At 65.3% G+C, this 24709-nt stretch carries 11 protein-coding genes and 1 pseudogene; 1 reads left to right on the plus strand and 11 read right to left on the minus strand.

The genetic code is table 11. The features are described 5' to 3' along the window. Positions 1 to 108 precede the first annotated feature (108 nt). The 3 genes from F1735_RS26840 to F1735_RS26850 form a co-directional block, all read right to left on the minus strand. On the minus strand, positions 109 to 9624 hold the full coding sequence (locus F1735_RS26840) for a two-partner secretion domain-containing protein (RefSeq protein ID WP_167239782.1): 9516 nt from the start codon (positions 9622 to 9624) through the stop codon (positions 109 to 111). A gap of 84 nt (positions 9625 to 9708) precedes the next feature. Continuing rightward, positions 9709 to 11226, minus strand: coding sequence for a ShlB/FhaC/HecB family hemolysin secretion/activation protein (locus tag F1735_RS26845; RefSeq protein WP_167239783.1), 1518 nt, complete (start codon positions 11224 to 11226; stop codon positions 9709 to 9711). Between the two features lie 5 nt (positions 11227 to 11231). Continuing rightward, positions 11232 to 11495, minus strand: a complete 264-nt coding sequence (locus F1735_RS26850) for a hypothetical protein (RefSeq protein WP_167239784.1) — start codon at positions 11493 to 11495, stop codon at positions 11232 to 11234. Between the two features lie 621 nt (positions 11496 to 12116). Between F1735_RS26850 and F1735_RS26855 the strand changes: the two genes are divergently transcribed. After that, the gene (locus tag F1735_RS26855) at positions 12117 to 12722 is read left to right on the plus strand and encodes a hypothetical protein (protein WP_167239785.1); all 606 of its coding nucleotides are present in this window, start codon (positions 12117 to 12119) and stop codon (positions 12720 to 12722) included. 57 nt (positions 12723 to 12779) lie between these two features. Here the strand turns inward: F1735_RS26855 and F1735_RS26860 are convergent, their stop codons facing one another. From F1735_RS26860 to F1735_RS36845, 8 genes and pseudogenes are all read right to left on the minus strand, one after another. Then, positions 12780 to 14180, minus strand: coding sequence for a GH1 family beta-glucosidase (locus tag F1735_RS26860; protein ID WP_167239786.1), 1401 nt, complete (start codon positions 14178 to 14180; stop codon positions 12780 to 12782). After that, positions 14177 to 17260: a discoidin domain-containing protein gene (locus F1735_RS26865; protein ID WP_222853089.1), complete on the minus strand. Its 3084-nt coding sequence runs from the start codon at positions 17258 to 17260 to the stop codon at positions 14177 to 14179. Before F1735_RS26865 ends, F1735_RS26860 begins: the two co-directional genes overlap by 4 nt. Beyond that, positions 17257 to 18090 carry a carbohydrate ABC transporter permease gene (locus tag F1735_RS26870; protein WP_167239787.1) on the minus strand — a complete coding sequence of 278 codons (834 nt, stop codon included), beginning with the start codon at positions 18088 to 18090 and terminating at the stop codon, positions 17257 to 17259. Before F1735_RS26870 ends, F1735_RS26865 begins: the two co-directional genes overlap by 4 nt. Next, positions 18087 to 18965 carry a carbohydrate ABC transporter permease gene (locus tag F1735_RS26875; protein ID WP_167239788.1) on the minus strand — a complete coding sequence of 293 codons (879 nt, stop codon included), beginning with the start codon at positions 18963 to 18965 and terminating at the stop codon, positions 18087 to 18089. Before F1735_RS26875 ends, F1735_RS26870 begins: the two co-directional genes overlap by 4 nt. Next, positions 18962 to 20236 carry a sugar ABC transporter substrate-binding protein gene (locus tag F1735_RS26880; protein WP_167239789.1) on the minus strand — a complete coding sequence of 425 codons (1275 nt, stop codon included), beginning with the start codon at positions 20234 to 20236 and terminating at the stop codon, positions 18962 to 18964. Before F1735_RS26880 ends, F1735_RS26875 begins: the two co-directional genes overlap by 4 nt. Then, a complete protein-coding gene (locus F1735_RS26885; RefSeq protein WP_167239790.1) occupies positions 20233 to 21663 on the minus strand; it encodes a glucoamylase family protein in 1431 nt (476 codons plus the stop codon). The genes F1735_RS26880 and F1735_RS26885 overlap by 4 nt, the downstream gene beginning before the upstream one ends. A gap of 33 nt (positions 21664 to 21696) precedes the next feature. Next, entirely contained in the window at positions 21697 to 24552 is a 2856-nt protein-coding gene (locus tag F1735_RS26890; RefSeq protein WP_167239791.1) for a TonB-dependent receptor, read from the minus strand. Positions 24553 to 24582: 30 nt separating this feature from the next. Further along, positions 24583 to 24709 (minus strand): annotated as a pseudogene (locus tag F1735_RS36845) (IS630 family transposase); the annotation flags it as partial.

A 24709-nucleotide genomic window follows, 5' to 3' on the forward strand; every position in this document is an offset into this window, starting at 1 on the left:
CTTCGCGCCGCCCGCCCTTGACCCTGCTCCGGACCGGACATCGACAAGCGCCGCAAGGCGCAGACATTCACAGCGGTAGCCGATATGGTAGCCGAAGTCAACTTCCACTCAAAACGGCATTGGGCCGCCGTAAATGCGTCCGGCATTGACCGTATTGGTCGCGTTGATGGTCGTATTGCCGATCGAATTGACCACCGCCGAGCCGTAGTTGGTAAAGCCACCGACGTTCAGCGTCGTATTGGTCGCGCTGATCGAACCGTAGTTATTCAACTCATTGGCCGACAAACTCAAATCCTTGGCTGCGCTGATCGTGCCCTTATTCGTGTACTTGCCGTTGTTAAGAACAATCTCCAGATTGTTCTCGGCCGCCACCGTGCCGAGGTTGGTGTAATCGCCATCCATCGCCAGTTTCAGGGTGCCGGTGGACGCCATCACGCCATTGGCGCTGAATTTCGCCATGTGCGCCGTCAGCACGGTGCTCGCATCGGCGCGCCCGCCCGTGTTGATGAAGTCGGCCGTGTCGATGGTGACCGCTTCTCCACTCAACTGCCCGCCACTGTTGTCGATGCTGGCCGTGCCAGTGACCTTCAGGTTCTTCAGCGCGACAATCGCGCCGTTCGCGTTGCCCACCGTGGCCGCATTCACGGTCACGGTGTTCGATGCCAGCAAGCCCTTGTCGAACGCGCCGTTGTGGGTAGCGCTGTTGTCGATCGCCGCCACATCAAGCACCAGGTTGTTGTTCGCAAAGACCGTGCCGCCGATGTTATTGAGTACCGGCGCCTTGAGCGTGGTATCGAGCGCCGACTTGATATTGCCGTCCTGGTTGTTGATGCCCACCGAGCCGGTCAGGCTCAGCTCTTTCATGGCCAGCATGGTCGAGCCGCCGGTATTGTCGATGCTGGTGCCGTCAATGCTCAGCTTGCCATCGGCGCCGGTATAGCCGCCATCCTGCTTGACACTGCTGCCGGAAATGACGATATCGCCCTGGCTCACAATCCCGCGCTGCGCACCGCTGTTGTCGTTGGTGAGCGTCTTGGCCGTGATGACAATGCCGTCCTTGCCCGCTTCGATCACGCCGGCATTGTTGTTGACGCTGTCGGCAGTCACCTTGGTGGATACCAATCCCGACAGCACGCCGCCGGCATTGTTGACCTCCTTGCCCGCCACGATCAGCTTGGTAGCCGAACTGATCACGCCGTCCGCATTGTCCAGCTTGCCCTTCAGGCTGCTCAACTTGACCTCGCCTTCGCTGGCGATGCGCCCGCCCTGCATGTTCAGCAGGTCGGCGTCGGTCGTGGCCTGCACGGCGGTCAGGCCGTAAATCTCGCCTTTCTGGTTCCAGATGCCCTTGGCAGCGTCGATCTCGACGGTCGCCTTGTCGCTCTGGATCGTGCCACCCTGGTTGATCAGGATGCCGGTGCTGCTGGTCAGCACTACCTTGTTCGTGGCCCCGATCAGGCCCTCTTTATTGTTCACGCCATTCTTGGCGATGATGCTTGCGTCTGTGCCCGCGATCAGGCTGCCGCCCTTGTTGCTCACATCCAGGGTGGCGCTGACATCGAGTGCCGTTTTGGCACTGACCGTGCCGCCATCGTTATCGAAGGTGCGGACATTGACGGTCACTTTGTCCTTGTTGCTGACGATATTGCCCTTGTTGCTGACCAGGGTGCCGCCGTACAGGCTCACTTCGCCATCGGACACGATGTTGCCGCCGGAATTGTCGGCCAGGCCGATGACCGATACGTTCACCGACTCGGCGGCGGTAATGTTGCCGCCGTTCTTGTTGAGCAGGTCGCTGCCGCTGATGCCGATCTTGCCGGCGGCGCTGGCGATGGTGCCGCCATCGTTGATCAGCGCGCCCGTGCCCGCGTCGAGCGAGACCAGATGGTCCGCCGCGATCAGGCCGCCGCTGTTGATCATGCCGCTCGCCTTGAAGTCGATCACGCCCGTGGCCGTCAGGGTGCCGGCGGTATTGTCGAGCACGCCGCTGCCGGCGTTGAAGAACAGGTTGTCGCCGCTGATCGCCACGCCGCCGGTACGAATTCCGATGGCTTGCACCAGCAGGTCGGTGCCGAACTGGTAGCTAAAGTCGAGGGTGCTGAAGTCGAGCGCCTGGCCCATGCCGAATGACAGGCGTTTGCCGGCCGCCAGCTTGGCGTTGGAGGTAGCCACCAGTCCGCCGCCGTAGATGGCAGCGTTATTGCCCGCCGCGAACTGCCCGAAGCGGTAGTCGAGCGTATTGACCGCTTGAAGCGAAATATCGCCCTGCGTGCGGATATCGATGGCAACGGCCTGCACATCGCTGCCGTTGATGTTCACGGCCGTGTTGGCCGCCAGTACCGCCTGGTTCAGGCCGACGTTGACGCCGCCCACGGTAATCGTGTTGCCCGCTTGCAAATTGCTGCCGTTCAGGGCCACGTCCGCGCCCGTCATGCTGATGTTCTTGCTGACGGCGATCTTGATGCCGTCGGCGTCCAGGCGCGTGTTGGCGCCCGAGGACTGGATAGCGAAGCTGTCGCCGGCGGCAATCGTGCTGCCGGTCAAAACGGCGTCGCCGGTGACCAGACTGAGCTCGCCATTGCTGGCAAAGCATGCGTCCGAGCCGTCCAAACGCGCACCTTGGGTGTCGATGGTCAGCGCTTGCTGGCCGATGACCTCGCCCTTGCGGCCGTCGAAGGCGGCGGTGGTGAGGCTGGCGCCGCCCTGCGCGCTGATCAGCCCGCCCACATTGTCGAAGGCGCCGGTCGTGGCGAGCAGGTTGGCGCCGGTCGTGATCTTGCCGTCGGTATTGTCGAATTTGCCGGCCGCATTGAGCTTGGTGTTGCCACCGCCCGAAATGAGGCCCTTGCGGTTGTCGAAGGCGCCCTTGCCCGCGTTGGCAGTCAGTTCGCCGTTGCTGAGCATGGAACCGTTCACCGACGTGATGCCGTTGGCGACCACGCCCAGCGCGTTCGCGCCGGTCAGTTTGCCATTGGTGTTATCCAGCGCGCCGCTGGCCTGGATGCTCAGCTTGTTGGCCGCCAGGATGCTGCCGTCGCGGTTGAGCACAGCGCCGTTGGCGACGATGGTCACGTCCTTTTCGGCCGCGATCAGGCCGCCGACGGCGGGTGTGCCGGAGCCGATGGCGCCATTGCGCACCTCGCCGCCCGTCAGGCTGACACTGCCCTGCGCGCTGCGGATGGTGCCGGCGCTGTTGTCGAGCGTGCCGCTGTTCTCGGTCGCCAGGTTCAGGTCGTCGTTCGAGGCGAGCGTGCCGCCCTGGTTCTGTACGCTGGCGGCGCCAAGCTTGAGCGACTCGCCCGCCAGGATGTTGCCGCCGCTGTTGACCAGCACGCCGCTGCCGGCCTGCACCGTCAGCGCCTTGCCGGCGCTCAGCAGCGCCGCCTTGTTGTCGATGCCCTTGCCCTGCACGGTGGCGTTGGCGCCGGCCGTGATGCGGCCTTGCGCGTTGTTCAACGCGCCCTGGGCGATCAGCGACAGGTCCTTGCCCGCGCTGATCAAGCCTTTGCCGCTGTCGATGTTACCACCGGCAATGGTCACATCGGTCGCCGCCACGATGGCGCTGTTTGCTCCTTCGCTGGCGATGTCCCCGGCGTCGATCACGACCGATGCCTTGGCGCTCTGTACGATGCCGCCACGGTTGTCCAGCAGGGCCTTGCCGCTGTCTACCACCAATTCCTGGTTGGCGATGAGGATGCCATCCACGTTGCCCACGCCCTTGGCCGCGATGCTGGCCTTGCCGCTGGCCTGGATCTGGCCGCCCGCGTTATCGAGCGCGCCGCCGAGGGTCTTGACATCGACCGTCAGGTCCTTGCCCGCGCTGATCAAGCCTTTCTTGGTAGTCAGCGCGGCGCCGTCGATACCCAGCGCGCCGTCGGCGATGATCTTGCCGGCATCGTTGTCGATGCCTTTCATACTCGAGAGCAGCATGTCGCCGCCCGCCTGGATCGCGCCCGCGCGATTGACGAGCGCGCCTTTGATGGTCAGGCCGAGCTCCTTGCCGGCCGCGATCTTGCCGCCGCTGTTGTCCAGATTGCCGGCGCTGGCCAGGGTCATCGCGCCGTCGCTGGCCAGCGTGCCTTTAACGTTGCCGATCGCACCGTCCGGGCCGGTATCGATGGCCAGCTTGCCGCCTGCCGTGACCTGGCTGTCGTTGTTGTTCAATCCCTTGGTGTGCAAGGTCACGTTGCCATTACTGCCGATCAACGCCTTGCCGCTGCTGTCGACCTTGCCGGCGGTCAGCTCGACGCTGCTGCCGCCGGCCAGGGTGCCGGCGCGGTTGTCGATGTCGCCCGCCTTGAGGTTCAGGCTGGTCCCGGCCTGGATCTTGCCGGCCTGGTTGTCGAGCGCCTGCACTTGCATCGTCAGGGCGGTATTGGCCACCATGCTGCCGCCCGCGTTAGCGGCATTGCCGGCCTTGACGTCGAGCGTGCGCAGGGCGCCGATGTTGCCTTGGCTGTTGTCCAGCGTACCGTTGCCGCTGTTAATGACCAGGTCGCCATTGCTGACGATGCTCCCGCCCGTGCTGTCCAGGCCATTGCTGACCAGCGTGAGCGCCGGCGCGCTGGCCGCGCTGTCGGTGGCGAGAATGACGCCGCCGCGATTGCTCAGCACGCCGTTGCCGACGTCGAGCGTGACGTTCTTGCCGATGGCCCGGCCGTGGTCGAGAATCAGGCCTTGCGAGGTGACCGACAACGCCGCGTCGGTCAGGAAGGCGCCGCCCTGCGCGCCCGGCAAGGCGCTCTTGCCCAGGTCGATGCCGCCGGTGCTCACCACCGACAGGTCCTTGAACGCCGAATACTGGCCGCCCTTGATCGAGGTCGCGCTCACGGCCAGCTTGCCGCCGGCGCCGATCGACCCATCCTGGGCCTTGATTGCCGCACTGCCGATGACGATGTCGCCGCCGGCCTGGATGCTTGCCTGGCGCGCGTCGAGCGCGGCGCTGGCGATGGTGGCGCCGGCGCCGCTGGAAAGCTTCGCCAGCCCCAGCTTGAGCGCGCCGGTTTTCAGGCTCAGCAGGTTTGATGCCAGCATGTCCGCGCCGCTGGCGTCGACACTGCTGCCCTTGCTGTCGATCAGCAGGTCGCCGCCGGCGGCGCTGAGCGACGCGCCCTGCGCCACGATTTGCTCGGCCGAGATGGTCACGCCCTTGCCGGCGCGCACTTGGGCGCCGCTCAGGTCGATCTGGCGCGCGTTCAGGGTCAAGCCGTTTTCGCTGAGCACGCTGCCCTTGGCGCCGCGCAGGTCGCTGTTGCCGAGGTCGAGCACCAGCTTGTTGCCGCTGGCAATCTTGCCGCCGCTATTGTCGATGCTGCCGCTGTTGATGACGGCCCCACCCACGCCCACGATCGAACCGCCCTTGTTATTCAGGTCGGTCGCGCCGCCGGCCGCGACCGGCTTGCCGGCGATGCGGTCCAGGCCGGTGCGCGTTTGCAGCGTCAGTTGGGTACCCGACAGCATGCTGCCGCCGGTGTTGTCGATGCCGCCTTCGCGCGCCACGACCAGCAGTGCGCCGTTGGCCGCGATCGCGCCCTTGGCATTGTCGATGGTCGTGCCGGACAAGCTGGCGCTGCCGCCCGCCGACAGTGCGCCGCCGGCCGTGCTGATGCCCTTGCCGGCGTTGAGCACAATGTTACTGCCGGACGAAACGCTGCTGTTGGACGTGTCGATCACGCCTGTCGCATCGAGCCTGATATCGCCGTTGGCAATGAAACCCTGGTTCAGCGCATGCCCGCCGGCCAGGATATTGTTGGCCTTGACCGTGATGCCGCCCGACTCGCTGCGGTGCATGCTGCCTGCGCCCTGGTAGTCCTGGCCGCGCGTGTCGAGCACGATGTCGCCCTTCGATGCCAGGCGTGCGTTGGTGGCGTTGATGCCCGCGCCGTCGATGCGCAGGCGCGCGCCGCTGGTCACGACGCTGTCGGCCAGCTTGATGGCGCCGTCATCGGCTTGCAGGTTCAAGTCCCCCGCGCTCGACAGGCGGCTGGCGCCGGCGTCGATGCTGGCGGCGCTGACCTGCAACGTCGCATTGCTCGCCATCTGCGCGCCCGCCAGGCTGGCGCTGTTGCCGGCCTTGACCGTCAGCGGACCATTGGCGTTGATGTCGGCGCCGCCCAGGTTGATGTTGTCTCGCCCGTTGATGGCGATCGCGCCGTTGCTGGTGATGCTGGCGCGGTTCGCCTGCACGCCAGAGGCGGACAGGTCGATGCCGCCGCCGGCCTTGATCTCGCCCTGGTCCAGCTTGATGCCATTGTCAGCGGCAATCACGATCCGGTCTTGCGACGAGATGCGCGCTCCGGCCGCGTCCAGGCGCCCTGCGCTGATGCTGATCGGGCCGCCGGCGCGCAAGGCGCCATTGGTGCTGGTCATGACGCCGCTGACGCTCAGGGATAAATCCTTGCCCGCCGCCACGGTGCCGCCGCTGTTGTCCAGGGCGCCGGCGGCGAGGGTGAGGGCCTGGTTGGCCGCCAGTCTGCCGCCGTTGTTGTTCAGTTCGACGGCCGAGAGGGTCATCGCACCCTGCGCCTCGACCAGGCCGCGTTCGTTGAGGAAGCGCTTGCCGCTGGCGTCGATGACGATATCCTTGCCCGAGCGTAGCTGGCCGTCGGTATTGTCCACATCATTGTCGCGCATGACGATGCTGTTGCCGACGGCGAGGCTGCCGAAACTGTTTTTCAGCGCGCCGGAGAGCAAGTCCAAGTTGCCGGCCACCACGACATTGCCACCGGTATTGTTAAACACCTGCTTGTTCGCGTCGAACACGGCATTCGCGTCGGACGAGAGTGCACCGCCGCTGTTATCGATGCCATTGCCGCGCACCACCAATGCCGGCCTGCCCGTGGCGCCGCCGGATTCGGCCACGACCGTCCCCTGTACGTTGCTCAGGCTTTGCAGCCCGGCGTCGAGCAGAATGTGCTTTGCGCCCACTTGCGCCTTGTCGGTGACGATCCCCTGCGCCTGCGCGGCAATGTCGCCGCCGGCCAGCATGGCGCCGCCGGCAAGGTCGAGCCGTTGCGCCATGGTGATGTCGATGTCGCCCGCCGCCGACAGTTTGCCACCCTGCTGGCTCTGGCCGGTAATGCTCAGGTTTCCGCCGGAAACGGCGCTGCCGCCCTGCATCAGCAGATTGCCGGTATCGAGGGCCAAGCCGCGCGCGCCGGACAGCGTGGCGTCGCGCAGGTCGACCAGGCCGGCCTTGACGGCCACGCTGGCGCCGCTTTCCACACGCAGTTGCTGGGCGTTCAGGTTGCGGCTGTCGAGCTTGATGTTGCCGTTGGCGGCAATCGACGCCTTGTCGAGCGAAGCATCGCCGCTGATGGCCAGGTCGACGGTGCCAACCGAGGTCAGGCTGGCGCCGGCGGCGGACAGGTTGGTGGCCTTGATGCCCAGGGCCTGCCCGGCGTGCACGGTCGCCGCAGTGGCGACGATGTCGCTGGCCGCAAGCGCCAGGGTGCCGCCGCTGGCAAGCTTGGCGCCGGCCAGGTCGAGCGAGGCGCCGGCCAGCGCCAGCTTGCCGCCGGCGTTCATTTCGCCGTTGGCGCCGAGCAGGCGTTGCGCGTCGATCAAAATGTCGCCGACGGCGCCGAGCGCGCCCCTGGTATTGTCGAGACGGTCGGCCTGGATGGTGACGCCCGAGGCGGTGCTCTGGATCACGCCGCCGGCGTTGTCGATCGTGCCGCTGGCATGCAAGCGGACCGCTTGCCCGGCCTGGATGGCGCCGCCGGCGTTATCGAACGCGCTGCCGGCGAAGGTGAAGGCGCCGGCCGTGATCAGCTTGCCTTTGTTGTTGTCGACGGCGCCATCCAATACCAGGTCGCTGGAGGTGGACACGGTGCCGTCGCGGTTGCGGATGCTGCCCACATCGGCAAACAGCGCCTTGTTCGACGCCACCGTGCCGCCCGTGTTGTCGAGCGCGCCGCCGCCGGCGTTGAGCGCCAGGGTGTCGATGGCCACGATCTTGCCGCGTGTATTGTCGATGCCGCTCGCGCGCACGTCCATGGCTTCGGAGGCGTACAGGATGCCGCCGGCATTATCCAGCTTGCCCTTGCCGGCATCGAGCACGACCGAGGCCGCCGTCACGGTGGCGGCGGCGCTGCGTACACCCTGGCCGCTCAGTGCGACCGATTTGGTGGCGCTCAGCTTGCTGCCTTGCACGTCGAGCAGGCCCGTGGCGTCCAGCGACAGCGCGCTGCCGGCGGCCAGCACGCCGTTGGTGGCGCGCAGCGCGCCTGCCTTGACCGTGACCGCGTCGTTGGCCGCCCACTGCTGCCGGTCGAGCGCAATGCTGTCGGCCGTCACGTTCAGGCCGCGCTCGGCCTGCAACACGCCGCCGACGCCGTCAATAGCTGTCGCTTGCAGGGTCAGGTCGGTGGCCGAATACATGCTGCCGCTGCTGTTGATGCGTTCGGCCGCCAGCACCAGTGCCTGGCTTGCCGATTTCTGGATGACGCTGCCGCTGTTGTCGATCTGGCGGGTGCTCAGCAGCACGCGTTGTTCGGCGCGCAGCACCGCGCCTGTGGCGATGGCAATGCTGTCGGGCGCGGCGATACGCACGTCCCGGCCGGCGTTGGTCTGGCCGGTCAAGCTCACCTTGCCGGTGCTGGCGAGGACGACGTCCTGTTTACTGTAATTGTCTTTCAGGGTCAGATCGCCCTGCGCGCTCAGCATCAGGTTGCCAGCCAGCGCGGCAATCCGGCCGGCGCTGTTAACGCCCAGGCCCTTGTCGGTCGCGACCAGGTAAATCTGGTTGGCGTACATGCCACCCAGTTCGGCGATATCGATCGCGAACCTGGGCGCGCTGCCGCTGCCGTCTTGCTGGGTGGCTTTGAGCGTGCCATACAAGACTTTGTTGGCACCGAGCACCGCTTGCAGGTTCTTGGTCGAAATCTCGCCTTCGATCACGATGCCGCGCGCCAGCAAGTCGAGCTGTTCCATGTTGCTTGCGTTCAAGCCGCCGGCGCCGATGCTGATCACGCCGCGCTGCACGTTCAGGCTGTCCAGTTGGCCGGCGCTGTTATAGGTCGGCGTGCCGGTGGTCAGGGTGGCGCGCCCTGCGGTGTTGAGAAAGCCGCAGCCGTCGCAACGGATGCCGTTCGGATTGGCGATGACCAGGTCGGCGCGCTGGCCGGCCACTTCGATGTAGCCATTCAGCTGCGATGGGTTGCTCGAGGTAACTTCGTTGAGAATGATGCGCGCGCTGGTGGTGCCGAGCTGCATGTTGCCATTGACGATGCCGCCCAGCTGGGTGCCGGTCGCCTCGCGGCTGTTGTTCAGGATCAAGCCCTGCTTGCCGATGTTAAACTGGTCATAGCGGTTGTGCGACACACCGGCCGCGCTCGGCGGCGCGATCAGCACGATCGGCACGCCATTGGCGGCGGCATCGACCAGCGGTTTTTGCCCGGCCGGGGCGTTGCCTGCGGCCACCACCTGGGCGTTGGCGGGTGCCGCCACCAGGGCCGTCTGCAGGATCTGCAACACGATCATCACCTGGGCCACCACCCGCGCCCACGGGCGCCGCGTGCCGCCGGCGCTCTCGATCGGTTCAAGCAACTGCTCCGCGACCAGGCGGTCGGCCGCGGTCAGGGTGGTTTGCTTGCTCAACAGATGGCGGATGGGTGATTTCATGATGGGTCCTTGGGTGCCTGAACGGCGTCAAACGGGTGCTGCAAAGGGGGTACTGCTGAAAAACTGCTGACAACTGCGGGATGCTCAGCGCGAATACGTGACCGATACCGATGGGGTGACGGCACGCGTCCTGAAACGCTCCGGTTTACTGACCGGGATAGCCAGGCTGGCGTCGAACACCAGCCCCTTCCATCGGCCGCGCACGCCGGCGGCGACGCCGGCCAGGGTGTCGCCGACCAGGCCGGCGGCGCTTGGCCCCGAGACCTTGCCGATGTCGAGCGCCACGAAGGCGCTGCTGTCGATGCCGGCGATGGAGGGCAAGCCGGTCGAGACATCGTTGCGCAGGATCGCGCCGCTTTCGGCCAGCAACACGCTGTCGCCGTCGAAGCCACGCACGCTGTAGCGCCCGCCAATGCTGATCTGGTCGGCGGACAAGGTCATGTCGCCGGTTTTTTGCAGGCGCAGGCTGGCGCTGTACTGCGCTGCGCGCCCAGCCACCTTGAACGGCTGGCTGTACGAGCCGTTAACACTAAAGATGCGCGGACGCAGGGTCAGGCCGCCCTCGGCCGCGCTCGGGTAATCGGCTTCGGCGCTGCCCAGGCCGATGCCCATGCGGTAACCGAGGTCGAGCTCGAGCACGCCTTGGCCGAGGTACTGCTTCAGGGTAACGCCACCCTGGGCGCTGGTGGTGCGGCGGCGCTGCACGACCAGTTCCACATCGTCGAGGAAACTGCGCGCGCGACGGCTCGACAGGGCCGCGTACACGCCAGCCTTGGCCGAGGCGCTGCGCCATGCCAGGTAACTCCAGCGGGCCTCGGCCGTGCTGCTGCTGCCGCTGGACAGAAAACGCGCGGTCGTGCCTTGCACAAACTGGGCGAAGCGGCTGTTGCTGTGCGAGACGGAAAAGCTGTGGTAATCCCACGGAATGCTGTAATTGGCCGACAGGCTGTAGCTGCGATGGTCGCGCCTTGGCTGCTGGGCGTTAATGTTGCTGCTCAGGCTAAGGAGGTCGTTCAGGCCGGCGGCGTTATCGAGCGAGAGCGAGCCGGACAACTGCGCGCGACCCAGCGCTTCGGAGCCGGAGTTGTCCAGGGTGACAGCGCTGCGCGTGCGTTCGAGCAGGCTCGCCGCATTGCGTTCGACCAGCACCACGCTGCTGTCGGCCTCCATGCCGGGCTCGATGCGGGTCGTGACCGTCTGGCTCGGCAAGCGCTTCATCTGCTCGACGCCCTGTTCCAGGTCGCGGATGTTGAGCACGTCCCCGGCCGCCAGCGGAAAAGCGTTGGTCCAGGTGCCCCAGTCGGTGTCGGCCACGTCGCCCGGCATGCCAGCGCGGACCATCTTCACGCCGGCCACGCGGCCAATGTGCAGCGCGAACACCAGCTTGCCTTCGCTCAGGTTTTGCTGCGGCAAGCTGACACGGCTGGTGACGTAGCCCAGCGCGATCAATTTGGCGTCGAGCACGGCGGCGATCTGGCGCACGCCCTGCACGCCGACGCACTGGCCGAGGAAAGGGGCGACCGTGGAAGCCAGCGAGCCGAGCTCTTGCTTGTTACCGACAGTAATGCTCTTGATCGAAAAACAAGGGGTCTCGGCCGGCAATTTGCTCAGGCGGCGATGGGCTGCGCCGCTTGCAGCAGGTCGGCCTTGGTCTGCAATTGCTGTTGCTGCTCGCGCGTGCGCTCTTCCTGCCGGCGGATACCTTCCTGCGCCACCTCGAGCGGGTTGAGCGCAGGCGCGCCCGGCGTGGCGACATGTTGCGCCGAGGCGGTCGAGGCCGACATGACCAACAGGGCGACATGCACCAGGGAGCCCAGCTTGAGCAAGCGCGGCGGAAAACAGAGCAAGGTAGAAGGTTGAGTAAGCAGCATGGCGGGCGCGTCACAGCCCACATACATGGCCTGATCTATTGCACAAATCGTAACGAGCCGAGCATTTTATCAGACATATGTGCAATAAAGAAATTGTTTAGATGGAATATGAAGTTCTTTAGTTCATTGATTTCCGTTCATCATGCATATTGCATGAATATATTTTAGGCAATTGTTGTAGTCACGTAGACAAACCTGCAGCCTGAAAGAGCACCGGCCAGCAGAATTTTTTGTTTCCCTTGGTGTCGGCCAAATACAACATCGCCTTGTAACCGATAGTGTGCGAGGCAGGCGCGTCAGCAAAACGCCGCCGGGAGCCCGGGATGGAACGCGTCCTCGCCCGATGGCCGCTGCTGGTACATTATCCTCTTGCCCGATCATCCCCCGAACGCCATGATCTGCTGCGCGTTCCAGGCGGCGTCAGCGGACCAGCGGTCGCCGGCAAAAACGGTCGCAAGGATCTGACAACACTTACCCACGCATGAGGATGCTTGATTCATGAACATAGTGGCTTTTGCAGCACGCGCGAGCCTGTGCCTGCCGATCTTGCAGGCACAGGCACATGGGCTGGCGCCCGCGCCGCTTGGCTACCGGGTCGCGGACAGCACGCCAACAACAAGCGTGGCGATTCAAACCGTGTCGCTCGACGCGGTCGCCGGCATGCCCCGCAAAGCCGTGGTCCACGTCAATGCCATCCTGAAGACGGCCGCGGCCGGTTTCGCCAACGAGGCCAAGCAGTGCGGCGGCGCCGCCCAGGGCCGCCCGTGGCGGTACAAATTGGCATTCGACAAGGTACTCGTGTCCGACGCCTACCTGAGCGTCGTGTTTGCCAAGTCGACCGTGTGCGCCGGGTCGCCCGACGAAGAAAAGGAAGCGCGGGTGTTTGCGCTCAAGACCGGCGAGCTGGTGCCGGCGCGGGCCTTGTTCAAGCAGATGTTGCCCTCCGCAACAATCATGCCCAGCATTACGAAAAACAAGGAATTGATCCGACTCGACGAGCAAACCGCCGAAACCCTGATCGACGACAGCAAACTGCGATTGAACGTCGAGGACGAACGCTGCGATTTTTACCTGAAAAACAGCTCGTACCGGATCTGGGTCGAGGGCAAGAACCTGGTATTTTTCCCCGAATTTATTCAGCCATACTCTTTCTGCCAGACAGAATATCTGATCGAGCCCGAGCAAGCAGTCGACGCGACGAAAGCCGCGAAGGCAGACCAACCCTAGCTCCAGGCAATCTTACGAGGGATATATTTCAGCAAGAAGAAAATTATCCAACCGACCTCACTCGGTCCACATCGCCGCGCCAGTCCATGGCGACGGCCGCGCCGCCACGCCGTCGAGCACCGCGCCATTGGTGGCGATCACCTCGCGGTAAAAATACGCGCTGTCCTTGAGCGTGCGCTCCTGGGTCGCAAAATTCACATGCACGATGCCGAAGCGCTTGGAAAAGCCATGCGCCCATTCGAGGTTGTCCAGCAGCGACCAGGCGCAGTAGCCGCGCACGTCCACACCCTTCTGGATCACGTCGTGGATGGCGCGCAGGTGCTTCTGGTAATAGTCGATCCGCAGCGGGTCGTGTACCCGCCCTCCTTCGGCCACCGGCGGATCGAAAAAGGCGGCGCCGTTCTCGGTGATGTACAGCGGCGGATTGCCGTAGCGCGCGGCCACCCAGTCGAGCGTGTCGCTCAAGCCCTTCGCATGCACCTCCCAGCCGGTCTCGGTATAGGTGGCCAGCGGCTGGCGCACCGCCACCGCGCGCACCGGCAAGGCGGTGGCCTCGTCGCGCGTCACGCTGCGCGTGTAGTAATTGACGCCGATGAAGTCGAGCCGCTGGCGAATCAGCTCGAAGTCTTCCGCCGGCCACTCGGGCCAGGCGTCGCCGTACACGTCCTTCATCTTTTCCGGATAGCGCCCGAAGAACACCGGGTCGAGGAACTGGCCGTTCATGTAGGCATGGCCACGCGCGGCCGCTTGCTGGTCGGCCGCGCTGTCGCTGGCCGGGTACTTCGGTTCCAGGTTCACCACCAGCCCGATCTCATGTTTGCCCACTTCGCGGTACGCCTTCACGGCCGCGCCATGCGCGCGCAGCAGGTTGTGCGCGGCGATGGGCGCTTCGAAGCGGTTGTGGTGCCCCGGCGCCAAGGTGCCATTGAGGTAACCGCCGTCGGACACCACCCACGGCTCGTTGAGCGTGGCCCACGAGGTGACGCGGTCGTCGAGCCGCTCGAACATCACGCGCGCGTAATCGGCAAACCAGTCGGCGATGTCGCGATTGAGCCAGCCGCCCTGGTTGTCCAGCGCTTCCGGCAAGTCCCAGTGGAACAAGGTGACCATCGGCTTGATGCCCTGCGCCAGCAGGCGGTCCACCAGCTCGTCGTAGAAGCCGATGCCGACCGGGTTAACCGCGCCGCGCCCGGACGGCATGACGCGGCTCCACGAAATGCTGAAACGGTAGGCCTGCAAGCCGATCTCGCACATCAGCGCCACGTCTTGCGCGCAGCGGCGGTAATGGTCGCAGGCCACGTCGCCGGTGTCGCCATCGCGGATATTGCCGGGCGAGTGGGCGAAGCGCTGCCAGATGCTCGGTCCCGCGCCATCGGCCAGCGGCGAGCCTTCGATCTGGTAGGCCGAGGTGGAGGCGCCCCACAGGAAGTTCTTGGGAAATTCGATTGCGTTGCTCATGGTTTTCCCTTGGTGTGATCGACTGCGATGAAAACGGTGGCCGGCAGCGCGCCGATGCGCAGTTCACCGCCGCGCCAGCAGGCGCGCTTGCCGTTGATGGTGGTGCGCGCGCCGCGCCAACGCTGGTCCAAGGCGCGCAGCAGCACGCCACCCGGCGGCCGATTCATCTTACCGCCGATCGTCATGCTGATGCCGCGCGCTTCGGCCCGGATGGCGTAGTCCAGCGTTCCATACGTCGTGCGCAAACCCCGCACGCCGACACCGGCGCCGTCAAGCCATGCGGCTGGAATGCCGTCCGCGACAATCAAGGACTGATCGGACTCACGCTCGTACGCAAACAGGTCGAGCGCGGAGCGGATATAGTCCGACGAAATCCAGCCATGCGGCATATCGCCCACGAAGCGCGGCTTGCGCGCGTCGCGCCCCACCACTTCGGCCCACTGGTTCCACGCGGCGGGCCGGCGGTCGCGCATGACAAAGTCGAGCAGTTCGTGTGCGCGCCCGCGCCATCCAAGCCGCACGAAAGCGGCCACGTTGCGCAGTTCGTACGGCGTGTAATCGTTCCACTCGCGCCGGCCGTCGCGCCGCGCCACCGCCTCGCGCCAGTACCGCTCGAACGTCCCGTGCAGCAGGTCTTGCGGCAGGCGTTGTTGCAGGCCGCCCGGAGACAGTGCGATCGTGGTCGAGGTGGGATCGAAGTCGCCCAGTTCCGCCGCCCCGGCAAGGTAGTCGATACCGTGCGTGCTGGCGCTCAGGCGCAGGGACGCCAGCAGTTCGCGTTCGAACTGGTCGCCCTGTGCGCGCAAGGTGGCGGCGTCGGCGGCCTGATTGAGCAGCGCGGCCAGCATGGCGGCATCGCGATAGCCGCGCAGGCCCCAAAAATTGTCCCAGTTCGAATGCATCGGCTTGGCCGAATAGCCTTCGTGGCTGATCGACGCCGGCAGCAGGCCATACAGCATGCGCCGCTGCGGCGCGAGGTTGGCCGCGCTGCGTTCGGACTGGCGCTGCTGCTCCATGTAAGCCGCCGCCGCCTTCACGCGCAGCCACAGCCGCGTCACCAGCTCGCGGTCGTGGGTGTAGCGCCACAACTGCGCAACCAGGAAAATGAACTCGCCCTGGCTGTCGTTTTCGGGCACCGGGTCGGACCCGCGCCGGTCCACGCAGCAGGGGATTTTCCCGTTTGCGAACTGGTATTGGGCGAACCAGTCGGCGTAGTCGCGCGCGACGTTGTCGTTCCCGAGCCGCAGCATCGCTTCCGACATCATGGCGCCATCGCGTATCCAGGAGCGGGCGTACGAGCGCGTGCCGGGCATGAGCGCCGCGCCGTCGCGCGTCATCAAGATGTGCGCCAGCGACGAACGCAAGGTATCGACCAGCGGCTGCGCCGCCGCCGGAACGGTGATCGATACCCGGTTCAGGCGCGCGCGCCACTGTTCGGCGACTTCCTCCTGCATCGCCGTCAGCCACTGCCCGGGCGTGGCGCCGGCCAGTCGCGGTGCGCCCGGCTGGCCATTCAACGGCAGCGCCAGGCCGAACACCGCCGTCGCTCGCGGCGCCAGCGTGACGTCGTACGCCAGCGCGCCGGAGGCGAAACCGGCTTCGTCATCCACCCGCCGCAGCGCGCTCCAGCCGTCGTCCGCAAGGCGCGCCGGAATGGCGGCATGGTCGAAGGAGGACACGCCAGCCAGGCCGGGCACGGCAAGGCTCCAGACACGGGTGACGCCATCGACGGCGAAGCTGTCGCCATTCCACGCGAGCGCGCGGATCGGGCTGACGCCGGGCGGGGTATTCAAGAACTGCATCGGCGGATTGACTTGCAAGGGGCGCAGCGCCAACACCAAGCGCAAGGCCAAGGGAAAATCCGAGGTATTGGCCAAGTCGTAGCGCGCAATCAGTTGCGAGGTGGCCGGCGTACCTTGCGCGAACGCGCTTGTGCGCAACTGCCAGCGCGGCGCCATCCAGCTGACCGACGGTATCGGTAAATAGCCATCCTGCAGCGACTGTGACATCGTCACATCGGCCCAGGTGGCAAGCTTTCCGTTATCAACGACAAACGGCTCGATCGTGAAGCCGGCGCGCGCCGCCTCGATGGCGCCGTCTTCCGAGATCAGCCCCGTCTCGCGGCCGCCGTCGACACCGAGCACGGTCCAGTAGTTCTGTTGTCCCGACATGCCGCGCGGGTAATGGCCGCGCGGCGCTTCCTTCGCCAGCGCCTGGAAAAAGCGGTTGGCCGAGGCGCCGTACGCCAGGTCCTTGAGTTCGACGCGGTCCAGCTGGTAACGCTGCGCAGCCGCGTCGGGCATCGTCACGCGCACGTAGCGCGCCTCCGACTCGCCCAGCAGCAGCGGATCGGCGCCACCCGTGCCATCTTGTACCTTGCGCACGGTGCGCCAGGTACTGCCGTCATCGGAAAAAGCGACCTCGTAGCGGGCGGCGTGCAGCCGGTCGGCCCAGTGCAGCACGATGCCGCCGAATTCACGCGGCACGCCGTAATCGACTGTCACCGCGCCGGGTGTTGTTGAAATGACGGGTGCGGGCGGCGGTCCCGCCGGGGCAATGGCGCGCATGCGCAGGTCGTCGATCCAGACCGACCCGCGCCCGCCGTCACGCCCGGCGCTGACCACCAGTTCCATCTGCTCGGCGCGGCGCAAGGTGCGGTCCTTGGCCGGCCCCCAGGCAAAATCGATATGGCGCTTCTTGAAGGTGACCTTCTGCCACTCGCGCGAGATGGCGAAGTTGGGCCGCTTGACCCACCAGACGTTGTCGCCGCTGGCGTCAACGAGTTTCATTTCAAAGTTGTTGAGCGGAGCGTCGGCGCGCATCCAGAACGAGATGGCGTAGTCGCCCTCGAAGTCGAGCGGCAACGCGCGCCGCGCGGCGGCGTAGCCGGCGGCGCTGCCGAAGTCGAAGTCGAAGCGCATGCCCTGCCCCTGCACGCCGGGCGCGCCCGACGCGCTGGCGGTGACCCCGTCCCACACCACCGCCTTCCACGCGAGGGGCCGTTCGAAGTCGTCGAGGATGCGTTCCTGCGCCTGCGCGCTGACCATGGCGCATAACAGCAGCGGCCACGGTTTCCTCATCCCTTCACGCTCCCCACCAGCAGGCCCTGGATGTAATAGCGCTGCAACACCAGGAACAGCAGCAGCACCGGCAGGATGGTGAGCACCGAGCCGGCCATCATCATTTCGTTATCCTGCACGTGCTCGCGCGAGAGCGACGCCAGCGCCACCGGCAGCGTGTACAGGTCCTTGTCGGTGAGGACGATCAAGGGCCACATGAAGTCGTTCCAGCTGCCCAAAAAGCTGAAGATCGCCAGCGTCACCAGGATCGGCGCCAGCAGCGGCAGCACGATCGAGCGGAAGATGCGGAACTCGCTGGCGCCATCGAGCCGCGCCGCCTCCAGCAAGGCATCGGGAATGGTCAGCGCATACTGGCGCACCAGAAAAATCCCGAAGATGCTGGCCGCCGCCGGCACCAGCACGCCGATGTAGGTATTCACAAGCCCCATCTGCTTCATGATCAAAAACAGCGGCAGCATCGCCACCTGCCCTGGAATCACCAAAGCTCCCAGCAGCAGCTTGAAGATGCGGTCGCGCCCCGCGAAGCGCAGCTTGGCGAACGCGTAGCCTGCGCCCACATTGAACGCCAGCGACAGCAGCGTCGCGGCCACCGCCAGCAACAGGCTGTTCAAAAAATAGCGCCCGATGCCGGCCTGCGCGAACAGCTCCAGGTAATTGGCCAGCGTAGCCTGGCGCGGCAACAGCGGCGGCGGAAAGTGGCTCGCTTCGCCGTGCGCCATGAACGACACGGACGCCATCCACAGCAGCGGAAACATGGCCAGCAGCGCGCACAGCACCAGCAGCGCATTGACCCACACGCCCCTAGGCATGGTCCCGCTACGCGCGCTCATTCTTCCAGCCCGCGGCCGGCCACGCGCATCTGCAGCATGGTCACGCCGAACATCAGCAGGAACAGGATGAAGGCGACCGCCGTGGCGCTACCCAGGTTCCACCACTTGAAGCCCTGCTCGTACATGAAGTACAACACGCTGACGGTGCTTTGCAGCGGCCCGCCTTCGGTCATCATGTACGGTTCGGCAAACAGCTGGAAGTAGCCGGCCATGGTGAGGATGCTGACCATGAACATGGTCGGCGCCAGGGCCGGCAGGGTGATGTGACGCAGCATGGCCACGCTGCGCGCGCCATCGAGTTCGGCCGCCTCGTACAAGTCGCCCGGGATGCTTTGCAGGCCGGCCAGGAAGATGATCATGTTGTACCCAAAATTCTTCCAGACCGCGAACAGGATAATCGAGGGCATCGCAAAACGCGGGTCGCCCAGCCAGTCCACCGGCGCCAGTCCCACCAGATCGAGCCCGTAGTTGATGAAGCCATAGCGTGAGTGGTACAGGTAGCGCCAGATGACGGCGACGGCCACCATCGAGGTGACCACCGGCGCAAAGAAGGCGGTGCGAAACAGCGGCTTGAACCACGCCAGTTGTGAGTTGAGCAGCAGCGCCGCGCCGAGCGAAGCGGCGATCGAGAGCGGTACGCCAACCACCACGAAAAACAGCGTGTTGCCCAGCGCCTTCCAGAACAGCGGCGTTTGCAGCAGTTCCGCATAATTGGCCAGGCCGATGAAGCGCAGCTTGTTCAGGTCCGCCAGCGCGTACAGGTCGAAGTCGGTCATGCTCATCGCCAGCGCGGCCAGCACCGGCACAAAGAAAAACACGCCGATCACCAGCAGCGGCGGCCCCACCATCCACCATGCGGCGCGGCCCGTCTTCATGCCCTGCCCCGCTGGTCGAGCATCCAGCGGCGTTTTTCCAGGATGCGGTCGGTGCGCGCGTCAAGCTCCGTCACGGCCTGCTCGATCGTCATGCGGCCCGCCACCAGCGCCTCGGTCACGATGCGCATTTCGGTGCCGATGCGCTCCCATTCTGGCACCTTGGGCGGCGACTTGGCGCGCTCTAACTGCTCGCGAAAGGCCGCCGAATACGGATCGCCCTGCAGCGCCGGGTCAGCCCAGGCACTGCGGCGCGGCGGCAGGTTGCCGGTCATCTGGTAAAAACGCCGCTGCACTTCCGGTTGCGACAGGTATTCGATCACCTTCCACGCCTCTTCCTTATGCTGCGACGTCTTGAACACGACCAGGCTGGCGCCGCCGGCCACCGAGGCGCCTGGTCCGTGCGGTCCGGGCAGGGGCGCCGTCATCCAGGTGTTCTGTTTATCGGGAGGCAGGCGGCGCTTGAATTCACCAATATTCCACGGCCCCGAAATATAGAACGCGAAAAATCCCTTCGCAAATTCATCCCACACGTTCGAAATCGCCGTGGCCGACAAGCGCGGCGCCAGGCCATTCTTGAACAGGTCGAGGTAGAACTGCAGCGTGGCCCGAAAATCGGCATGGCGGAAGTCGCCGAAGCGCCCGCCATCGCGCAGCAGCGGCGCATCCTGCTGCAGCGCCAGCGACAGCAGTTGTTCGTATTCGTTCAGCGGCAGCAGCACGCCATAATTCTGCGGGCTGCGCTGCTTGATCGCGCGCATGGCGCCCATCCACTCGGCCCAGCTGGCGGGCGGCGTGGCAAAGCCGGCGTCCAGCAGCAAGTCCTTGCGGTAGTAAATCAGGCGCGTGTCGACGTACCAGGGCACGCCGAACAACTGGGTGTCGATCTGGTTCGAGGCCCAGATGCCGGGAAAATAGTCGGCGCTCATGACGCCGTCGGCACGGTCGATACGATCCCCCAGCGGCTCGATCGCGCCCAGCGCCGCGAACTGGGGTATCCACGTGTTCCCGAGCTGGCACAGGTCGGGCGTCACGTCGCCGGCGAAAGCGGTCAGCAGTTTTTCCTGCGCCGACAGCCACGGCAACTGCTGCACCTTGATGCGGATGCCGGGGTTGCGCTTTTCGAACTCGGCCAGCAGTTCCTTGACCACTTCGCCCTCGCGCCCCATGGCCCACAGGCGCAGCTCCACCGGGCCGCCGCTGCGCCGTTCGCAGCCCGCCAGCAGCAGCGCCAGCGCCGAACCGGCGACCCAGTGGCGCCGCCGCAAATTCATGGCCTGGCCCCGGTCTGGAGCCAGCCGCCCGAAAAGCCGGCGCGGCGCAAGCCGGTGCGGATCACCGGATTGCCGCGCATGACGCGCCACACCGATTCGTCGCGGTGGTTGGCGATCATCGCCAGGATCGGGCCCTGGTCGATGCCCAGGTAGTCGGTATCGATCCAGCCGAAGCCCGGCACGCGCCGCCCGTTGGCCAGCTTGATGCCGAAGTCGAAGCTTGGATTGAAGGCGTCGAGGAAGCCGTATTTACCGTAGATCTGCTTGCCGTAACGCGCATGCATGTCGGTGATCGCGGGAATGGCGATCTCCGGCGCGAAGGCGATCGACGCCGCCGCGCCGGTCGGCGCGATGGTGCAGTCGTCGTAGTGCTCCTTGCCCATGCCGCGCCCGGCGTAGCTGCGGAACTTGCGCCGCTTGCCGCCGTCGGTAATGGTGGCGTCGGCCGGGCCATCGCTGGCGGTCACGCCCCACAGATTGGCGCCGTAGCCCTTGCAGCCGAGCGGATTGGCGATCGCGTAGGCCTGCTGCGCGTAGGTCGCGCGCCGGCTGTTTTCAAAGTAATCGATGCCGCGCTTGCGCATGTAGGCATCCTGAATGCCGCGAAAATCGATCCACACGTGCGAATACTGGTGCCCGAAATGGGAGGCGAACGCCAGGTGCTCCTGGCCCCACGAGGTGCCCCAGGTCTTGTCGTAGGTGCTGGTCCACTCGTCCCACGCCTTCGGGTCGACCGGGTGGGTGGGCGACGCCAGCGCCAGCACGTACACCAGCATCGATTCGTTGTAGCCGCGCCAGTCGTAGGGCAGCATGCCGGTTTCGGGATGCCAGCCAAGCACGATGGCCGGCGGGCGCGCCTGCGCCCACTGCCAGTCGACGCGCTGATACAGTTCGTCGGCCAGGCGGCGGATTTCCATCTCCTCTTCGCCAGGGCCGTCGAAATACGACTGCATGTGCAGCACGCCGGCGATCAGGAGGGCCGTGTCCACGGTCGAGAGCTCCGAGTTGGAACTGCGCGCGCCGGTTTTCATGTCCAGGAAGTGATAGAAAAAACCCTTGTAGCCGCTCATGCCCTGCGCCTGCTTGCCCTGCGGCGCATTGCGGAAGAAGCGCAGGGTCGTCAGCACACGCTCGCGCGCCTGCGCGCGCGTGATGTAGCCGCGCTCGATGCCGATCGGGTAGGCGGTCAGGCCGAAGCCCACCGCCGCGATGCTGGAGAACGACGGCGACGGATAGCGGTCGGGCACCAGCCCGTTGGCCGGGTTGGCGGTCTCCCAGAAGAAGCGGAAGGTGCGTTCGGACAGGTCGTCCAGCAGCGCCGCCGCCGGCCCCGCAGCCGCACCCGCAGGTGCTCCATGGGCCGGCGCCAGCGGCATCGTCGCGATGGCGCCAACCAGCGCGGCCATCGGCATCAAGCGTTTTCTCATCGACTTCCCTTATTCAAAATGCATAGCGCGCGGTCAGCTTGACCGTGCGCATCGGGCCGGTGATGGCGCCCGGAGTTCCCAGCTTGACGTTGTCGCCGCCAAGGTAATTGGGATTGTTGGTGGTCGGCCCCCCCCCCAGTCGTCATAACTGGCGTAGTTGACCGTGTTGAAGATGTTCAGGACGTCGAAGCGCACCGACACCTTGCCGAAACCGACGCCGATATCCTTGGCCATGGCCAGGTCGACTTCGCGGAAGGACCCGCCCTCGCCCTTGCGCGACACGCAGGCGCTGAAGCCTTTGGCGCAGTCGGTGATCCGGTACGGCAGACCGCTGCCCAGGGTCAGCTTGGACGAAAGCATGATCCCGAAAGGCAGCAGGCGGTCGCTCATGCCGGCCACCACCAGGCGGTGACGCTCGACGTTTTCGGACGGGTTCCAGCTGCGCGAGTAGCGGCCGTGGGTCCAGTTGAAGATATCATTGGTCCACTCCTTGTTGGTGGTCTCGCCTTCCGAGTACGTATAGGTCGCTGCCAGGCCCCAGCCCGACGCGCTGGAAAACGGCTTGTCGCCCTTCAGGTAAGCCGTCGAGGTCTTGGCCTGCGAGATGAAGTCGCCCAGGATCAGGGTGCCGTAGCCGGGAACGGAGCTGAACATCGGGTCGACCGGGCTGGCATTGCCCCAGCCGCCGTTGACGTCGCGGTTACCGCCGAACCAGTTGAACTGGTTGCGGCTGCGCGACACCGTCGCGCCAAACTCGGTATTCCATGCGCCCAGCGCCTGGCGCACGCCAAGGCTGAACTGGTCGGTGTACGGCAGCTTGTGTTCGCTGCGGATCAGCCAGATCTCGCCGCCTGGCTGCGAGTTCTTTTGCAGTTCGTCCAGCGCCGCATTGGCGATGGTGCGGTCGTAGGCGCGCCCGGCGCCGGCAAAAAACACCGTATTGCTGTCGCCGAAAAGGTCGTACGACATGCCCACGCGCGGTTGCCACGCATCCTTGAACGACTTGCGGTTCGAGCCGGTGCTGATGTAGTCGCCGATGGTCACGCCGCCCTTGGCCAGCGACTGCGCATAGGTCTGCCCCGCCGGGGCGCCCGGGCGCGGGTCCTGCTTGCCGAACAGGCCGGCGCGGTCGGCTGGGGTGACGTAGCTGTCGTTGAGCATATTCGTCTCGTAGTCCCAGCGCAGGCCCAGGTTCAGTTCGAGCTGCTTCGTCACTTTCCAGTCGTCCTGCAGATACACGCCGTACTGGCGGTCGGTGTAGCTCACGCCCGTGGGCGCCAGTGCGCGCGATATTTCGAAGACCTGCGGAATGCCGGTCACGTTGTCGATCATCTCGCGCCGGATATCGACGCTGTTCGAAGTGCCGTACAGCTTGAAGTCGACCTTCTTGATCTTGGCCCCGCCCTTGATCGTGTGGCCGGCAAGACCCGTCCAGGTCACGCTCTCGCTCAACGATAGCCCTTTTTGCATGCGGTCCTGGGCATCCGGCGAGCCGCCGGTAAACAGCACGTCGACCACGTTCTTGGTCTCGTTGCTCGGCGAGACCACGTACTTCACGTACGGCGTCGATTGCAGCGCGCTCGGATTCCAATGAAATTTTTCGTAGCCGATGCGCGCTTCACTGAGGAAGTCGCCGCGTGAAAACTCGTGTTTCAGGTCGAAGCGCGTTTCGTCGTTCTTGCGGTCCTTCTCGTTGCCGGGCAATGACAGCTTGAAGTCTTCCGGCACCAGGTCGTTCTCGCGCCGGATGCGGGTGGTCAGCTCGATCAGGTGGTCTTCGCCGATGCGGGTCGTCAGTTTGCCGAACACCAGGTCTTCCTTGAACTTGGCGGTGGCCGATCCGGCCTGCGCCAGCAGGGACGGCACGATGCCGGCGTTGGGCAGCAAGTCCTGGCGCTGGGCGACGACCTGGCGCGGCGTGTCGATCCGCTTGCCTTCATACGCGATGAAGTAATGCATCACGTCTTCCTTGATCGGCCCACCAAGCGTGGCCCCGTACTGCTTTTGCGCGTAGCGCGGGCGTTCCACGCCGTCGGCCTTGTTTTTCTTCTGGAACGGATCGTAGGCGGTCAGGTTGGCGCCGGTGCGGTCGAAAAACACATCGCCATGCAGCACATTGGTGCCCGACTTGGTGATCGCCGTGATCGCGGTCGAACTGACCTGGTCGAATTCGGCCTTGTAGTTTTGCGAGACCACCTTGTACTCGGCCACCGCCGATTGCGGGAACGGGTTGCCGCGCGAGGAGTTGAGCCCGGACATGCCGCCGCGCAGGATGTAGTTCTTCTGGCCGACGCCGTCGATGAAGACGTTCACGTTATCCTGGTTCTGCGCCCCGCCCTGCAAGGTGCCGTAGCCGGTCTTGGCCTCGACATCGAAGCGCACGCCCGGCGCCAGGTCGGCAAAGGCGAGGAAGTTGCGCGACACCTGCGGCAGGCTGTCGATCTGCGCGCGCGAGACGCTGGTGCCGACTTCCGAGGTCTTGACGTTGCGGCGCTGGGCCGAGCCCAGGATCACCACCTGCGCCATGTTGGCCGAATTGGCCGGATCGGCCGCCCCCACCGACAGGTCGAGCGAGGCGGTCTGGCCGACCGACAGCGTGACCTTTTCGGTGCTCTGGCCGCCGACCTTGATCGCATACTCGCCCGGCGGCAGGCCGGTGAGCACGTAGCTGCCGTCGGCGCCGGTGCTGGTGCGGTAGTTGTAACCGGTGGCCGTATTGCTGGCGACGACCGGCGTGGCCGGCGCCGCGGGCGCGCCGCTCTGCGTGATTTGTCCCTTGATGGTGGCGCTGCTTAACTGCGCATGCGCCGGCGCGGCGGCCAGCATGGCCACCGTCGACAGTCCCACCAATGCCCTGCGCAGTTCGCGCACGCCTGCTTTCATCTTCATGCATTTCTCCCGTTGTTTTATAGTTGTTTGCTAGTGTAGTGTTGCATTCTGTTTGCCGCTTAAGCGGCTGTTGGCGCGAATTACCTTTTGCAGGATATCGCGCGCAGTTGCTGTCCAAATAAATGGCTTCGGATTGGCATTGTGGTGCGCGACATAT

Source organism: Massilia genomosp. 1 (assembly GCF_011682185.1).
GTDB classification, from domain to species: Bacteria; Pseudomonadota; Gammaproteobacteria; order Burkholderiales; family Burkholderiaceae_D; genus Telluria_A; species Telluria_A rubra.

What these genes read in the sequence shown, in the direction of transcription:
- F1735_RS26860 (WP_167239786.1), bottom strand. Translation starts at nt 14,180, where the DNA reads ATGAGCAACGCAATCGAATTTCCCAAGAACTTCCTGTGGGGCGCCTCC.
- F1735_RS26880 (WP_167239789.1), bottom strand. Translation starts at nt 20,236, where the DNA reads ATGAATTTGCGGCGGCGCCACTGGGTCGCCGGTTCGGCGCTGGCGCTG.
- F1735_RS26850 (WP_167239784.1), bottom strand. Translation starts at nt 11,495, where the DNA reads ATGCTGCTTACTCAACCTTCTACCTTGCTCTGTTTTCCGCCGCGCTTG.
- F1735_RS26875 (WP_167239788.1), bottom strand. Translation starts at nt 18,965, where the DNA reads ATGAAGACGGGCCGCGCCGCATGGTGGATGGTGGGGCCGCCGCTGCTG.
- F1735_RS26885 (WP_167239790.1), bottom strand. Translation starts at nt 21,663, where the DNA reads ATGAGAAAACGCTTGATGCCGATGGCCGCGCTGGTTGGCGCCATCGCG.
- F1735_RS26890 (WP_167239791.1), bottom strand. Translation starts at nt 24,552, where the DNA reads ATGAAGATGAAAGCAGGCGTGCGCGAACTGCGCAGGGCATTGGTGGGA.
- F1735_RS26840 (WP_167239782.1), bottom strand. Translation starts at nt 9,624, where the DNA reads ATGAAATCACCCATCCGCCATCTGTTGAGCAAGCAAACCACCCTGACC.
- F1735_RS26870 (WP_167239787.1), bottom strand. Translation starts at nt 18,090, where the DNA reads ATGAGCGCGCGTAGCGGGACCATGCCTAGGGGCGTGTGGGTCAATGCG.
- F1735_RS26865 (WP_222853089.1), bottom strand. Translation starts at nt 17,260, where the DNA reads ATGAGGAAACCGTGGCCGCTGCTGTTATGCGCCATGGTCAGCGCGCAG.